Raw genomic sequence first — 15157 nt, 5'->3', positions numbered from 1 at the left:
AAGCCCTCGACTAGCCTCGACCCCATGCCGAGCGTGCGCCCGATCAGTGAGGACGAGCACCGCGAGCACATCGCCTCGCTGGCCTCCGCCAGCTTCCTGCAGACCCCCGGCTGGTCGCGGGTCAAGGCCGAGTGGGGGCACGAGTCGCTGGGGTGGTTCGACGACGCCGGAGCCCTCGTCGGATCGGCGCTCGTGCTCTACCGGCGCCTGCCCAAGGTGAACCGGTCGCTGGCCTACCTGCCCGAGGGCCCGGTCATCGACTGGACCAGCGACGACCTCGGCGCCTGGCTCACCCCGATGACCGCCCACCTGAAGAGGCAGGGCGCCTTCGCCGTGCGCATCGGCCCGCCCGTGGTCACCCGCCGCTGGAGCACCGCGCAGATCAAGCAGGGCATCGCGGACGACGACGTCCGGCTGCTCAGCCAGATCGCACCCGCCGAGCGCTCCGCCGCCGGCGCGCGCGTGGTCGCCCAGCTGCACGAGCTCGGCTGGCGCCACCAGGGCGTCGAGGGCGGCTTCGCGGCCGGGCAGCCGCAGTTCGTCTTCCAGGTGCCCCTCACCGACCCCGACGGCACGCCCCGCACCGAGGACGACGTGCTCAAGGGCATGAACCAGCTGTGGCGCCGCAACATCAAGAAGGCCGCCAAGGAGGGCGTCGAGGTCACCCTCGGCTCCCGCGACGACCTCGCCGAGTTCCACGCCCTCTACGTGCACACCGCCGAGCGCGACCACTTCACGCCCCGACCGCTGCGCTACTTCGAGGTCATGCACGACGCGCTCGTGGCCGACGAGCCCGACCGCTTCAAGCTCTGGCTGGGCCGCCACGAGGGCGACCTCGTGGCCGCCACCATCGCGATCCGCGTGGGGCAGCACGCCTGGTACTCCTACGGCGCCTCCTCCACGGCCAAGCGCGAGGTGCGCGGCTCGAACGCCGTGCAGTGGGCGATGATCCGCGACGCGATCTCCGCCGGCGCCACCGTCTACGACCTGCGCGGCATCACCGAGACCCTCGACGCCGACGACCCCCACGTGGGGCTGATCCAGTTCAAGGTCGGCACCGGCGGCGAGGCGGTCGAGTACGCCGGCGAGTGGGACCTCCCGATCAGCCGCGCGCTCTACGCCGCGTTCGGCATCTACATGAAGCGGAGGGGCTGAGCGATGAGCCTCGAGCTGCACGTCGACGGACCCCGCTGGCGCGCCCACCTGGATTCGGTCGCGGCCGGCCACCCCGGCCTCGTGCCGGTCTGCAAGGGCAACGGCTACGGCTTCACCCTCGCCCGACTCGCCCGCAAGGTGCAGTGGCTCGCCGACCGCGGCCACGACGTCACCGCGCTCGCGGTGGGCACCTACACCGAGCTGCCCGAGGTGGCGCAGCGCTGGGCGGGGGACGTCGTCGTCCTCACGCCGTGGCGACCGTGGATCGGGGTGCCGGACGCGCTGCCCACCCGGCGGCTGATCCACACCGTCAGTCGGCTCGACGACCTGCGCGCGCTGCTGGCCCTCGACCCCACCGCCCGGATCGTCCTGGAGCGCACCACCTCGATGCTGCGCCACGGCATGGCCGCCCGCGAGCTGTGGGAGGCCGGCGAGCTGCTGCGCAAGCACCCCGGCGCCCGCGTCGAGGGCCTCGCGCTGCACCTACCGCTGGGCCAGGGCACCCACCTCGGCGAGGTCACGCGGCTGGTCAACGACTTCGTCGCCGCCGACGTGCCCGGCCACGGCACCCCCCAGATCTGGGTCAGCCACCTCTCGGACGACGAGCTGGCCACCCTGCGCGGCCAATTCGCCGACTACACGATCCGCCCGCGCATCGGCACCGGGCTCTGGCTCGGCGACCGCGGTGCCCTGCGGGTGAGCGCCACCGTGCTCGACGTCCACGAGGTCGAGCGCGGCGACGCCTTCGGCTACCGCGGCCGCACCGCGCCCAAGGCCGGTCACGTGCTCGTGGTCAGCGGCGGCACTGCCCACGGCATCGGCCTCGAGGCCCCCACCGGCGAGCAGTCGGTGAAGGCCCGCGCCGCCACCCTGGCCCGCGGGGGCCTGGACGCCGCCGGCTTCGTGCGCTCTCCGTTCGCGATCGACGGCAAGCAGCGCCTCTTCGCCGAGCCGCCGCACATGCAGGCCTCGATGCTCTTCGTCCCGCACGGAGCGCGCGTGCCCGGTGTCGGCGAGACCGTCGACGTCCGCGTGCGCTACACGACCACGAGCTTCGACCGCGTCGTCGTCAGCTGATGCCGGCACGGGCGAGGGGCCCGGTCGGCGCGGGATCGACGTCGCGCACGGGGTCCTTCTCCGGCCGGTACAGGTCGCGCACGATCACCCCGGCCAGGTAGAGCTCGGCGAGCACCCGCACGGCGATGCCGACCCAGTAGAAGCCGGCGTCGCCGCCGCCCGCGGGGGCGAGGAAGCCGCCGAGGTACCACCAGATGATGCAGAAGTAGAAGACCTCGCCGGCCTGCCAGATGATCTGGTCGCGCCAGCGCGGGCGGGCCAGCACCGCGAGCGGCAGCAGCCACAGCACGTACTGGGGCGAGTAGACCTTGTTGACGAGCAGGAAGCCGACGACGATCAGGTAGCCCAGCTGCGCCAGGCGCGGGATCCCCCACTCCGCGGCCCGATCGCCGCGCGAGCGACCCGCGGTCAACCCGATCACGAGGACGCCGAGGCACCACGCCCCGAAGAGGATCCACGACCACACGTTGATGGTGTGGGCGCGGAAGCCGACGTCGGCGGCCTGGTCGATGAGCATCCAGACCGACCCGAGGTCGGCGGTGCGCTCGGAGTTGAAGCTCCAGAAGACCTTCCACTGCTCGGGGCCGGTCAGGTAGGCGGGGGCGTTGGCCACGACCCACGCGGCGGCGGCACCGCCGACCGCGAGCGCGAGGTCGAGCAGGTCCCGGCGTCGTCCACGGCGCAGGCAGATGATCAGCAGGCCGCCCAGGAGGAAGAGCGGATACAGCTTGGTGGCGGTGCCGAGCCCGATCAGCACACCCGTGAGCAGCGGGCGATCGCGCGACCACGCCCACACGGCGGCCGCCACGAGCGCGACAGCGAGGAGGTCCCAGTTGATCATCCCCGTGAGCAGCAGGGCGGGTGAGATCGCGAAGGCCGCGGCGTCCCACGGACGACGCCGGTTCGTGCCGGCCAGCAGCCACACCGTGATGAGGGCGAGCGCAGCGAAGCCCAGCCCGTTGAGCGCGACGAAGATGCTCTGCTCGCGCTGGACGTCGGGGTCGCCGTAGAGGTCGTTCACGGGCACTCGACCGCGCTCAGCGACGTCGTCCGAGCCAGCGACGAGCTGGGTGAGCGAGGCGACGCCGAAGGCCCAGTACGAGATGCCGACGGGGTACTCCATCACCTGGTAGCGCTCGCGCGTGGCGTCGTCGTCGCTGTAGGGCCAGGCGCGCTCCGCCAGACCGCGCGGCACGTAGAGCGGGCGCAGGTCGGTGTAGCACATGTGGGAGTAGGTCCAGTTCTGGTCCTTGCCCTCTGCCACCTGGCACGGGACCTTCTGCACGATGCCGAGCGCGAAGGTCAGCGTGGTGAGCAGCAGGAGCACCCGCACCGGCGTCCACCAGGGGTGCCGACCGGCGTGCTCGCCCATCGGGCCGCCCACGACCTCGCTGAGCGAGGCGACGACGGGGTCGTCGCGGGTGGCGTGGACGGGGGACTCCCCCGAGGTGGTCACGACGCCGGTGCCGGGCTCAGGCGGCGGTGCGGCGACGACGACCACCCGGCGTGCGGCGGCCGGCGGGGCGACCCGACGGCTGGTTGCCGGGGCGACCACCGAGCAGCGGAGCGGCCGGCGGTGTGGTCGACGCAGGATCCGTCGGCGCCGTCGGGCTGGGCGTGGGGGTCGGCGTGGGCGTGGGGGTCGGCGTCGGCGTGGGCGTCGGCGTCGGGGTGGGCGTCGCCGTCCTGGTGGGCTTCGGCTCCCGCGTCGGCCGCGGCGGGGGCGGCGCCACCGGGGAGTGGCCCTCCGAGGGGGCCTCGCCCTTCACGTAGGCCGGGGGCGGGAAGTTCTCGACGTCGGTGCCATCGAGCGCCTCCTGCATGACCGCCGTCCAGGTGCGCGCCGGGAAGGCGCCACCGAAGAACTCCGGCAGCCAGCCCTTGAGCTGGCCGTTGCCCTTGCCGCGCACGTACATCACGGCCGTGGCGAGCTGCGGGGTGTAACCCACGAACCAGGCGGACGACACCGCGCCGTCGCCACGGGTGGCCGTGCCGGTCTTGCCGGCGGCCGGACGCCCGAGGTTGCGCGCAGCGCTGCCGGAGCCGGCCGTCACCACCTGCTGCAGGGCGTAGCTCGTGTCGTCGGCGATGCCCTCGGGGATGGCCCGGCGGTCGGTGACCTTGTGGCTGAAGCGCACCCGGCCCTCGGCGTCCACGACCTTCTCGATGATGTAGGCGTCGGCCGCCACGCCGCGGTTGGCGATGGTGGCGTAGCCGTTGGCCATGTTGATCGGGCTGACGGTCTGCGACCCCAGCGCGACGCCGGTCTGCGGCTCCAGGCCCGGCGTCGAGGTGGGGATGCCGTAGGGGTCGGACGCCGGCGCCTCCTCCGGCGGGATACCCATCGCGTTGGCGGTCTTGATGATCTTCTCCGGGCCGTCCGAACCCATGCCGAGGGTGAGGTCGATGAAGGCGGTGTTGACGGAGTCCTCGGTGGCCTTGATCAGGTTGACGCGGCCGTAGTCCTGATCGCCCTGGTTGGAGAAGGGGCGACCGCCGCCGGGCAGCTCGTAGGGCGAGTTGCCGTCGAAGGTGTCCTTGAGCTCGAAGCCGGCCTGCAGGCCGGCGGCCAGCGCGAACGGCTTGAACGTCGATCCGGCCTGACCGCCCTCGACCGCCCAGTTGAGCTGGGAGGTGAGGAAGTCCTGGCCGGCGTAGAGGCCGCGGACGGCGCCCGTGCCGGGCTCGACCGAGGCGACCGCGACGTGGAGCTCCTTGGGGCTGAAACCCTCGGGGCGCTCGGCACGCACGCCGTCGGCGGCGGCCTTCATCGCCTTGCGGGTGAAGGTGGTGGTGACCTTGAGGCCACCTCCGTCGATCTCCTCGTCGGTGAAGCCGAGGTTCTTCAGCTGCTTGCGCACCATCGTCAGGATGTGGCCGCGCTGGCCGGCGTACTGCTCGCTGGTCTTGATCTTGGGGAACTTCGGCAGCGCCGCCTTCAACGGGGTCACCTCGGCCTCAGTGGCCTTGCCGGTCTCGACGAGGCTCGTGAGCACGTAGCGGTAGCGGTCGAGCAGGGCGGACGCAGCGGCCTCACCCTTGGCCGGATCGAGGTTGACCGGGTTGTTGATGAGCGCGGCGAGCGTGGCGGCCTGGGCCAGCGACAGCTGAGCGGCGGGCACGTCGAAGTAGGCCTGCGCGGCGGCCTGGATGCCGTAGGCGCCGCGACCGAAGTAGACGGTGTTGAGGTAGCCCTCGAGGATCTGCTTCTTGCTGTACTGGTTCTTGATCTTCAGCGAGATGAAGGCTTCCTTCACCTTGCGCTTGAGCGTGCGCTCCTGGCTGAGGTAGAGGATCTTCACGTACTGCTGGGTGATGGTGGAGGCGCCCTGGGTCGAGTTGCCCTGGGCGTTGGAGAACGCGGCGCGGAGGATGCCCTTGACGTCGAGGCCCGGGTCGGTGAAGAAGGTGCGGTTCTCGGCCGCGACCACGGCGTCCTTGATGTTCTGCGGCATCTCGTCGTAGGGGATCGACTCGCGCTCCTGGATCGCGAACTGGCCCAGCTCGGACTTGCCGTTGGCGTAGAGCACCTTGGTGGTCTGGGTGAGGTACTCGTCGTTCGCGTTGGGGATCTCGGTGTTGCGGTACACCAGGTAGAGCCCGCCGATGCCGAGCAGGCCGAGGACGACGGCGGTGATCACGCCCCACTTGAACACCCGCAGCAGTCGCTGCTTGAGGGTGCGGGGGGACCGGGCGCCCGCGCCGGCGCGGCCCTGGCGGCCGCGACCCGGCGTCGCCCCTGACTTGCGCTTTCCCTGAACCACGCGCCCAGGGTACGGCGCGTGGGGCGCCGGGCGGCCATCCCGCCCGCCCGCCGGAGCCTGCCGCACCGGTCGGCCTGCACCCGGACGACGCGATCGGTCACCGCGATGGACACGCGTGATCCATCGGAAGTTCACGTTCTGTGGATGTATCGCTACGATAGGTTTCATGGCACGGCGTGGCGACACCATCGAGTTGGCGGTCCTCGGACTGCTGCGCGAGGGACCCATGCACGGCTACGAGCTGCGCAAGCGGCTCAACCTCATGCTCGGGTGGGGGCGGCTGCTCTCCTACGGCTCGCTCTACCCGGCGCTGAAGAAGATGCTGCGCGGCAACCTCATCGAGGAGGTCGTGCCGTCGGGGCCCGTGTCCCGTCGCCAGCGGATCGTCTACCAGCTCACCGAGCTCGGAGCCTCCGAGTTCACGCGGCTGATGTCCGAGGTCGGCCCCGCCGCCTGGGAGGACGACAACTTCGACATCCGCTTCCGCTTCTTCTCCTCCACCGACATGGAGATCCGGCTGCGCGTGCTCGAGGGCCGTCGCTCCCGCCTCCAGGAGCGGCTCGACCGGGTGCAGCGCGAGCTGTCGATGACGCAGAAGGAGGTCGACCGCTACGCGGCCGAGCTCCAGCGCCACGGTGTCGAGTCGGTCGAGCGCGAGGTGCGCTGGCTCTCGGAGCTCATCAACGCCGAGCGCGACGCCGCCCCGCGGCGCGACGACACCGACGACCGGTCCGGCCTCCCGCCGCGACCGGCCTGATCCGCTGCTCCACCCCGCACGACCAGCACCCCAGCAGCACCGCACCCCAGCACCAGTCATCACCCAGTCATCACCCAGCAGCACCCAGACCCGTCACTCCTCCCCAGTGACGCAGACCGAGGAAGGAAACCCCTATGGGTTCGGTTCGAGTAGCCATCGCCGGCGTGGGCAACTGCGCCACGTCCCTCATCCAGGGCGTGCAGTACTACCGGGACGCCGATGCTTCGAGCACCGTCCCCGGTCTCATGCACGTCCAGTTCGGCGACTACCACGTGGGCGACGTCGAGTTCGTCGCCGCGTTCGACGTCGACGACAAGAAGGTCGGCAAGGACCTCTCCGAGGCCATCAACGCCTCCGAGAACAACACCATCCAGATCGCCGAGGTGCCCACGCTGGGCGTCGAGGTGCAGCGCGGCCCGACCCTCGACGGTCTGGGCAAGTACTACCGGATGACGATCGAGGAGTCCTCCGCCGAGCCCGTGGACGTCGTCCAGGTGCTCAAGGACAACCAGGTCGACGTCCTCGTCTCCTACCTCCCCGTGGGTTCGGAGGAGGCCGACAAGTTCTACGCCCAGTGCGCGATCGACGCCGGCGTGGCCTTCGTCAACGCACTGCCCGTCTTCATCGCCTCCGACCCCGAGTGGGCCAAGAAGTTCGAGGACGCCGGCGTCCCGATCGTCGGCGACGACATCAAGAGCCAGGTCGGCGCCACCATCACCCACCGCGTGATGGCGAAGCTGTTCGAAGACCGCGGCGTCACGCTGGACCGCACCTATCAGCTCAACGTCGGCGGCAACATGGACTTCAAGAACATGCTCGAGCGCGAGCGTCTGGAGTCGAAGAAGGTCTCGAAGACCCAGGCGGTCACCTCGAACCTCAACGGCCCGCTGGCCGACAAGATCGACGACAAGAACGTCCACATCGGCCCGTCCGACTACGTCGCGTGGCTCGACGACCGCAAGTGGGCCTACGTGCGCCTCGAGGGTCGCGCCTTCGGTGACGTGCCGCTGAACCTCGAGTACAAGCTCGAGGTCTGGGACTCCCCGAACTCGGCCGGCATCATCATCGACGCCGTGCGCGCCGCGAAGATCGCCAAGGACCGTGGTGTCGGCGGCCCGATCATCCCGGCCTCGGCCTACCTGATGAAGAGCCCGCCGGTGCAGATCGAGGACACCGAGGGCCGCGCGCTGCTCGAGAAGTTCATCGCGGGCGAGTGACCCTGTCGCTCTGACGACCGACGACGAAGGCCCCGTCCCCCACGTGGGGGCGGGGCCTTCGTGACGTTCGGGCGCCGGCTCGGGCTCAGCCCTCCGACTCGGCCTTGATCCGCTCGAGGGTCTGGCGGATGCCGCGGCGCAGCTCGGCGGTGAAGCCCTCCTGCCCGCCGAGCACGACCTTGGTGAGCAGCATCGAGATGCCCGAGACGCCGTCCGGGGTCTCGCGGCGCTCGGTGAGGCGGGTGCGGCCGCCGTCCAGGGGCTCGACCTGGAAGGACCACACCGTCTTGTTCTCGCGGATGCGGAAGGCGAAGTCGCCGGCGGCGGTGGCGGTGGGCGGGGAGAAGCGGACGACCTTGCCCGCCGTCGGCCACCGCTTGAGGCCCTGCTTGTTGAGGTTGGAGAAGGTGGCGCCGAGCTGGACGTGGCCGCCCTTGACCGTGGACTTCACGACCTGGGGGCTCCACTTGGCCATGCGCGGGATGTCGGTGACGAGCGACCACACCTTCTCAGCGGGCGCGTCGATCTCGATGGTGTCCTGCAGGAGCTTCTCGTAGGTCTCGGGCATGGCGGCAACCTTCCGTACGGCGGTGTTCGGATGGGGGTCCTCTCCGCGGGCTCGCGGCTCCGCGACGGTACCCGTCCGAGCGGACCGCTGGCGGTGGGGACCGGGATGCGGGCCGGTGCGCAGGAATCGCCGGTCGACCGGCGATTCCTGCACTTGGCACGTGTTGCAACGCGTGCCAAGTGCCAGGAACGCGTGCCAAGTGCGGCACCGTACCCTCGCCAACGTGACCGCGCGCCCTCCCCTCGTCGTCGGCTTCGACCTCGACCTCACCCTCATCGACACCGCCGCCGGCTTCCGCTCGGTGCTGCGGGCGCTGGGCGAGGAGCTGGGTGTCGAGTTCCCGGTCGAGCAGATGACCGCCAAGCTCGGGCCCCCGCTCGACCACTTGCTCGAGCCGTACCTGCCGGCCGAGCAGATCCCCGCGGCCGGCGACCGCTTCCGAGCCCTCTACCCCGAGCACGCGATCACCACGGTGCCGGCGCTGCCGGGCGCCCATGAAGCCTTCGCAGCCGTGCGCGAGCGGGGCGGGCGGGTGCTCGTGGTCACCGGCAAGTACGCCCCCAACGCCCAGTTGCACCTCGACCACCTCGGGCTCGAGGCCGACCACCTCGAGGGCTGGGTGTGGGGTGTCGGGAAGGCCGACGTCCTCGCCCGCGAGCAGGCGCTGGCCTACGTGGGCGACCACGTGCACGACGTCGAAGGGGCGCTCGCGGCCGGCGTCACGAGCGTGTCGGTGCTCACCGGCGGCTGCACCCGCGCCGAGCTCCAGGACGCCGGCACCCACGTCGTCCTCGACGACCTCACCGGCGTCCCGGCCTGGCTGGACGGCGCCCTGGCCGCCCGGGGCTAGTCCCGCTGGCGCTCGGCCCACCATTGCCGCAGGGCGGCGGTGGCGTCGTCCTCGCTCATCGGGCCGTTGTCGAGGCGCAGCTCGAGCAGGAACTTGTAGGCCTCGCCCACCTCGCGTCCCGGCTCGATGCCGAGGATCGTCATGATCTGGTTGCCGTCGAGGTCGGGGCGGATGGAGGCGAGCTCCTCCTCCGCCGAGAGCCGGTCGATGCGCTGCTCGAGGTCGTCGTAGGTGCGGCGCAGGCGTTCGGCCTTGCGCTTGTTGCGCGTGGTGCAGTCGGCGCGGGTGAGCACGTGCAGGCGCTCGAGCTGGTCGCCGGCGTCGCGCACGTAGCGGCGCACCGCCGCGTCGGTCCACTCCCCCGAGCCGTAGCCGTGGAAGCGCAGGTGCAACTCGACCAGCGAGCCCACCGCCTCGATCTGGTCGTTGCTGAACTTCAGCGCGCGCATGCGCTTGCGGGTGATCTTGGCGCCCACCACGTCGTGGTGGTGGAAGGTGACGGTGCCGTCGTCGAGGAAGCGGCGGGTGCGGGGCTTGCCGACGTCGTGCATGAGGGCGGCGAAACGCGAGACGAAGTCGGGCGCCGGCAGGTCGGCGCGCTCGTTGAGCCGCGGCTCGAGCTCGATGGCCTGCTCGAGCACGGTGAGGGTGTGGTCGTAGACGTCCTTGTGGCGGTGGTGCTCGTCGCGCTCGAGGCGCAGGGCGGGCAGCTCGGGCAGCACGTGGTCGGCCAGCCCCGTGCCGACGAGCAGCTCGAGCCCCTCGCGCGGGTGCGGGGCGCAGATCAGCTTCACCAGCTCGTCGCGCACCCGCTCGGCCGAGACGATGGCGATGCGATCGGCCATCGCCGTCATCGCGGCGACCACGGCGTCGTCCACCGTGAAACCGAGCTGGGCGGCGAAGCGGGCCGCGCGCATCATGCGCAGGGGGTCGTCGCTGAACGACTGCTCGGGGGTGCCCGGCGTGCGCAGCACCCCGTGCGCGAGGTCGAGCACGCCGCCGAAGGGGTCGACGACCTCGCGCCCGGGCAGGCGCACCGCCATCGCGTTGACGGCGAAGTCGCGTCGGCCGAGGTCGCCCTCCAGGGTGTCGCCGTAGGCCACCTCGGGCTTGCGCGAGGACGGGTCATAGCTCTCGGAGCGGTAGGTGGTGACCTCCACGACCCAGTCGCCCTTGCGGCAGCCGATGGTGCCGAAGTCGCGCCCCATGTCCCACCAGGCGTCACCCCAGGCCTTCAGGATGCGCTCGGTCTGCTCGGGGCGGGCCGAGGTGGTGAGGTCGAGGTCGTTCGAGCGACGCCCGAGCATCGCGTCACGCACCGGGCCACCCACGAGTGCCAGCTCGTGCCCGGCGGCCTCGAAGAGGGCACCGAGCTCGTCGAGCACGGGCGCCAGGCGGTCGAGCTCGGCGTTGACCGCCGCCTGGACGTCGACGAGCCGCCGCGGTGCTGCGCCGGACGGCGGGAGGGCGGCGTCGGCGTCGGTCACGGCGCAGGAGTCTAGGGGGCCCGGGCCTCGCCGGCCGGATCGCAACGGCCGCCGCGTCGTCTACACGGGGGCTCGCGGCGGCGCGAGCACGTCGTCGTCGACGGCCCGGCGAGTGCCGAGGTCGGGGTGCGCGCGCATTACCCTCAAGGCGTGTCCGTCGGCTCTCGCGCGCTGCGCGCCCTGCTCGCGAGCGCCGCGACGCTGGCGCTCGTGGCCGGCGCGCCCGGAGCACCTGCGTCACCACGGGCCACCGCGGCACCGGCGCCCGCGCCGAGCAGCCCCCCTGCTGCGGGCGGCGCGGCGACCGCCGACCCCCTCGGCCCCGCGCGGACGACGCCCCGCACCGCGGTGCGCGCCAAGGACGGCCGACCAGGCCGGGCCGCGCGAGCGCGCACCACCGCACGCGTCGACGACACGGCCCTGACCGTCACCATCGACGACCTCGCGCCCGGCGTGCTGCCGCGCACCGGGCCGCTCGTCGTCCGCGGCACAGTGACCAACAGCGACCTCGAGACCTGGCGCGACGTCAACGTCTACCCGCTCTTCGGCGAGGGCCCCACCTGCGGCACCTGCGCGGAGGTGATGACCACCTCGGCGCAGCTCTCCCTGGCCGCGAGCACGGCGGCCACCACGCCTGTGGGCGAGCGCTACACCCGCGACGACCGGGTGCGGGCGCAGATCGACGCCCTGGCTCCCGGGCAGAGCGCCAGCTACGCGATCACCGTGCCGCAGCGCGTGCTCCGCTCGATCTTCGCCGACTCCGCCCCCGGGGTGTACTGGTTCGGCGTCCACGCGCTCGGCTCGAGCGACGCCTCCCCGCGCGACACCGTGGCCGACGGTCGCGCCCGCACCTTCCTGCCGGTGATGCCCGCCACGGCGCCGGCTGTCGACACCGCGCTCGTGCTGCCGCTGCGGGCCCGCATCGAGCGCACCGCCGACGGCGCACTGGCCCGACCCGACGACTGGCGCAACGCGATGGCGCTGGGCGGGCGCCTGGGCAGCCCGCTGGCCTTCGGCGCTGCCGCGGGGCTGCGCCCCCTGACCTGGCTGGTCGACCCGGCCGTGCTCGACGCCGTGGGCCAGCTCGCCGACGGCAACGCGGAACGCTCGCTCGAGCCGGCCGACCCGGTCGAGCCCGACGAGGACGCCGAGGGCGGCGAGGACGGCGGCACCGACGCCGGTACCGAGCCGACCGACGGGGCGCCCTCAGGTGAGCCGTCGTCGTCCGCGTCCCCGAGCGACGCACCCGAGGACGACGCAAGCACCGCCCCCACCGAACCGGTCGACCCCGCCGTGAGCGCCGCGACGTCGTGGCTGCGCCAGGCCCGCGCCCAGCTCACGGCCCGCAGCGTGGCGGCCCTGCCCTACGGCGATCCCGACCTCGCCGCCGTGGGCGACACCTCCGGGCGGCTCTACGGCCTCGCGCGCCAGCACCCGTCCAGCGTGCTCGACGCGTGGGGCGTGCGCGGGCTGCCGGTGGCCACCGGCCCCGACGGCTACCTCGACCTCGCCGCCATCACCACCGTGGACGACGACGCCACCCTGCTCCTCGGCGACCAGCTGTTCGACCGCGAGAACTTCGCTGCGGCACCGCCCGCCGACGCCCGCATCGGACGTCGCCCGCTCGTGGTCACCTCCACCGGCGCCGCCGAGGGCGGTCCGGGGCCGCAGGAGGCCCTCAGCCCGATCGGGCTGCGCCAGCGCATCCTCAGCGAGGCGGCGGTCCGCTCGCTGCGGGCTGCGCGCGAGCGCTCCGCGCAGGCCGACCGGCTCACCGTCGTCCTGCCGGCCCAGCTCGACGCCGCCGGCGCCGGCGCCTTCTGGGCGGGCCTCGACGTGCCGTGGCTGCGGCTCACCGACCTCGCCGGCCAGCAGTCGAGCGCCGGGGGTGCGTCGTCCACCGCCACCATCGACCCCACCGACCTGGCGTTCACCAGCGACGGCGAGGACGACGTCCTCTCCCCCAGCGTCGTCACCGAGGCTCTGCGCACGGTGCGGGCCGCCCGGGTGCTGCAGCGCATCCTCGGCAGCGAGTCGACCATCGGCGACACCCTCGTCGGCGAGGCCCTCGCCGGGATCTCGGTGGCCGAGCGCGGCCGCGACGACGCCGCGAGCCGCCTGGGACGCACCCGCGACTGGGCCGAGGCGCGCCTGGGCCGGGTGCGGATCACGGCTCCCGAGGGCGTGACCCTCTCCAGCGGGTCGGGGCCCTTCACGGTGGGCGTGCGCAACGACCTCGACCAGCCCGTGACCGTGCGGATCGAGGCCGCCAGCGCCGACGCCGACCTCCGCGTGCGCAACCCCATCACCGTGGCCGCACGCAGCAGCGTCTCCGTGCCGGTGGAGGCCGAGGTCGGGAGCGCCGGTGTGCAGAACGTCACCCTGCGCCTCACCGACGTCGAGGGTGACCCCGTGGGCGCCGTCGCCACCACGTCGGTGCGCTCGAGCCAGGTCGGCAGGGTGATCTGGGTGATCATCGGCGCCGGCGGCGGGATCTTCCTCGTGGCGCTCGCGCTGCGCCTGCGTCGCCGCCTGCGCGGCGAGAGGGCCACCGCGTGAGCGAGGCCAGCACCGCCGAGGAACGCGGGATCCTCGCCAACACCGCCGTGATGGCGGCCGGCACCGTCGTCTCCCGCTTCAGCGGCTTCATCCGCTCCACGCTGCTGGCCGCCGCGCTCGGCATCTCGCTGCGCGGCGAGGTGTTCACGATCGCGAACACCGTGCCGAACATGCTCTACATCCTGCTGGCCGGCGGCGTGTTCAACGCCGTGCTCGTGCCGCAGCTCGTGCGCTCGATGCGCAACGACCCCGACGGCGGCGCCGCCTACATCGACCGCGTCATGACCATCGCGCTCGTCTTCCTCGGCACCGTCACGGTGCTGCTGGTGGTCGCCGCCCCCGCGGTGATGCAGCTGCTGCTCAGCAGCCAGTGCACGGGTGCCGACGCGCGGGCCTCCGCGGTCGACCTCGCCCGCTACTGCCTGCCGCAGGTGTTCTTCTACGGCATGTTCGTGCTGGTAGGGCAGGTGCTCAACGCCCGCGGTCGGTTCGGCCCGATGATGTGGGCGCCGATCGCCAACAACCTGATCTCCATCGCGGTGCTGCTGGGCTACCTCATCGCCTTCGGAGCCGCCTCCACCGCCGAGCAGGGCACCGGCTTCAGCCACGCCCAGGAGCTCGTGCTCGGCGTGGGCTCGACGCTCGGGATCGCCGCGCAGCTGCTCATCCTCGTGCCCTACCTGCGCGCCGCGGGCGTGCGCTACCGCCCGCGCTTCGACATCCGCGGGGTCGGCCTGGGGCAGACCTTCCGCCTCGGCGTGTGGACGGTGCTCTTCGTCATCGTCAACCAGATCGCCTACGTGGTGGTCGTGCGGCTGGCCTCCAGCGGCCCGGCCTGCGACCCGTCGGGCACCGGCATCACGGTCTACTCCAACGTGATGCTCGTGGTGATGGTGCCGCACTCGATCATCACCGTCTCGCTGGCCACCGCGATCCTGCCGCGCCTGTCGGCCTCCGCCGCCGGCGGCGACCTGCCGGCACTGGCCCGCACGCTCGGCGGCACCCTGCGCACGGCACTGGTGGTCGTCGTCCCGGTGGCGGCGGTGATGCCGTTCGTGGCGCTGCCGGCCGCCCAGGTGATCTGGGGTCACGGCGCCACGGCCGACACCTACCCGCGCTTCGAGTCCTCGATGATCCTCTTCGCGTTCGGGATCGTCGCCTTCACCGTGCACTACCTCGTGCTGCGCGGCTTCTACGCCCTCGAGCTCAACCGCACGGTGTTCTTCGTGCAGTGCGCGATCGCCGCCACCAACATCACCCTCGCGATCGCCCTCGTGGCCCAGGTGGACGCCGCCCACACCGCACCCGCCCTCGTCGTCGCCTACACCGGCGCCTACGCCGTGGGAGCGGCGATCTCGGGCGCGCTGCTGGTGCGCATCGTGCGCCGGCGCGCCGGGGCCGACGCCCTGCGCCCGGCCGGCTGGATCGGCTGGGTGGCGCGCCTGCTCGGCGCCGCGCTCGCCGTCGCGGCCGCCGCCGCGCTCGCCCGGGTGATCGCCCACGACACGGTGCGCGAGATCGTCACCGCCCCCGGGTGGCCGTGGGCGGCCGCCGAGGTCGCGGTCGTCGGCACCGTCGCCGCCACCGCCCTGCTCGTCGCCGCCCGTGTGCTGCACCTCCGCGAGGTCACCTCCGTGGTCGGCACCGTCACCGCGCGCCTGCGCCGTTGAGCCGCACCATCGCGGCCGTTGGACGCGCCACCCGACGGCCCGCCCGCGCGGCT

11 protein-coding genes are annotated in these 15157 nt (G+C 72.6%); 7 read left to right on the top strand and 4 right to left on the bottom strand.

Annotation, left to right across the window (positions count from 1 at the left end):
- The first annotated feature begins 24 nt into the window (after window positions 1-24).
- Both ACERUN_RS07960 and ACERUN_RS07955 read left to right on the top strand, forming a co-directional pair.
- Complete coding sequence (locus tag ACERUN_RS07960) at window positions 25-1155, top strand: lipid II:glycine glycyltransferase FemX (RefSeq protein WP_370289332.1); 1131 nt, start codon at window positions 25-27, stop codon at window positions 1153-1155.
- A gap of 3 nt (window positions 1156-1158) precedes the next feature.
- Window positions 1159-2232 (top strand): alanine racemase, encoded by a 1074-nt coding sequence (locus ACERUN_RS07955; protein ID WP_370289330.1) that lies wholly within the window; start codon window positions 1159-1161, stop codon window positions 2230-2232.
- Here ACERUN_RS07955 and ACERUN_RS07950 read toward each other — a convergent pair.
- Entirely contained in the window at window positions 2225-3787 is a 1563-nt protein-coding gene (locus ACERUN_RS07950; RefSeq protein ID WP_370289329.1) for a glycosyltransferase family 87 protein, read from the bottom strand. The two genes, ACERUN_RS07955 and ACERUN_RS07950, sit on opposite strands and share 8 nt — an antisense overlap.
- Window positions 3705-5996 carry a transglycosylase domain-containing protein gene (locus tag ACERUN_RS07945; protein WP_370289328.1) on the bottom strand — a complete coding sequence of 764 codons (2292 nt, stop codon included), beginning with the start codon at window positions 5994-5996 and terminating at the stop codon, window positions 3705-3707. The genes ACERUN_RS07950 and ACERUN_RS07945 overlap by 83 nt, the downstream gene beginning before the upstream one ends.
- 166 nt (window positions 5997-6162) lie before the next feature.
- On the opposite strand from ACERUN_RS07945, the gene ACERUN_RS07940 reads away from it, so the two are divergent.
- Together ACERUN_RS07940 and ACERUN_RS07935 are read left to right on the top strand one after the other, a co-directional pair.
- Complete coding sequence (locus tag ACERUN_RS07940) at window positions 6163-6753, top strand: PadR family transcriptional regulator (protein WP_370289327.1); 591 nt, start codon at window positions 6163-6165, stop codon at window positions 6751-6753.
- 134 nt (window positions 6754-6887) lie between these two features.
- Window positions 6888-7970 (top strand): inositol-3-phosphate synthase, encoded by a 1083-nt coding sequence (locus ACERUN_RS07935; RefSeq protein ID WP_370289326.1) that lies wholly within the window; start codon window positions 6888-6890, stop codon window positions 7968-7970.
- Between the two features lie 85 nt (window positions 7971-8055).
- Here the strand turns inward: ACERUN_RS07935 and ACERUN_RS07930 are convergent, their stop codons facing one another.
- Complete coding sequence (locus ACERUN_RS07930) at window positions 8056-8538, bottom strand: SRPBCC family protein (RefSeq protein WP_370289325.1); 483 nt, start codon at window positions 8536-8538, stop codon at window positions 8056-8058.
- A gap of 223 nt (window positions 8539-8761) precedes the next feature.
- Between ACERUN_RS07930 and ACERUN_RS07925 the strand changes: the two genes are divergently transcribed.
- A complete protein-coding gene (locus tag ACERUN_RS07925; RefSeq protein WP_370289324.1) occupies window positions 8762-9388 on the top strand; it encodes an HAD family hydrolase in 627 nt (208 codons plus the stop codon).
- Here ACERUN_RS07925 and ACERUN_RS07920 read toward each other — a convergent pair.
- Window positions 9385-10875, bottom strand: coding sequence for a CCA tRNA nucleotidyltransferase (locus ACERUN_RS07920; RefSeq protein ID WP_370289323.1), 1491 nt, complete (start codon window positions 10873-10875; stop codon window positions 9385-9387). The two genes, ACERUN_RS07925 and ACERUN_RS07920, sit on opposite strands and share 4 nt — an antisense overlap.
- Before the next feature lie 150 nt (window positions 10876-11025).
- On the opposite strand from ACERUN_RS07920, the gene ACERUN_RS07915 reads away from it, so the two are divergent.
- Window positions 11026-13434 carry a DUF6049 family protein gene (locus ACERUN_RS07915; protein WP_370289322.1) on the top strand — a complete coding sequence of 803 codons (2409 nt, stop codon included), beginning with the start codon at window positions 11026-11028 and terminating at the stop codon, window positions 13432-13434.
- On the top strand, window positions 13431-15104 hold the full coding sequence (murJ, locus tag ACERUN_RS07910) for a murein biosynthesis integral membrane protein MurJ (protein ID WP_370289321.1): 1674 nt from the start codon (window positions 13431-13433) through the stop codon (window positions 15102-15104). Before ACERUN_RS07915 ends, murJ begins: the two co-directional genes overlap by 4 nt.
- The last annotated feature ends 53 nt before the right edge of the window (window positions 15105-15157 follow it).

It is taken from the genome of Nocardioides sp. (genome assembly GCF_964229035.1).
GTDB lineage: Bacteria > Actinomycetota > Actinomycetes > Propionibacteriales > Nocardioidaceae > Nocardioides.
The sequence above is the reverse complement of the archived record's forward strand: the minus strand, read 5'-3'. Positions and strand labels throughout refer to the sequence as shown.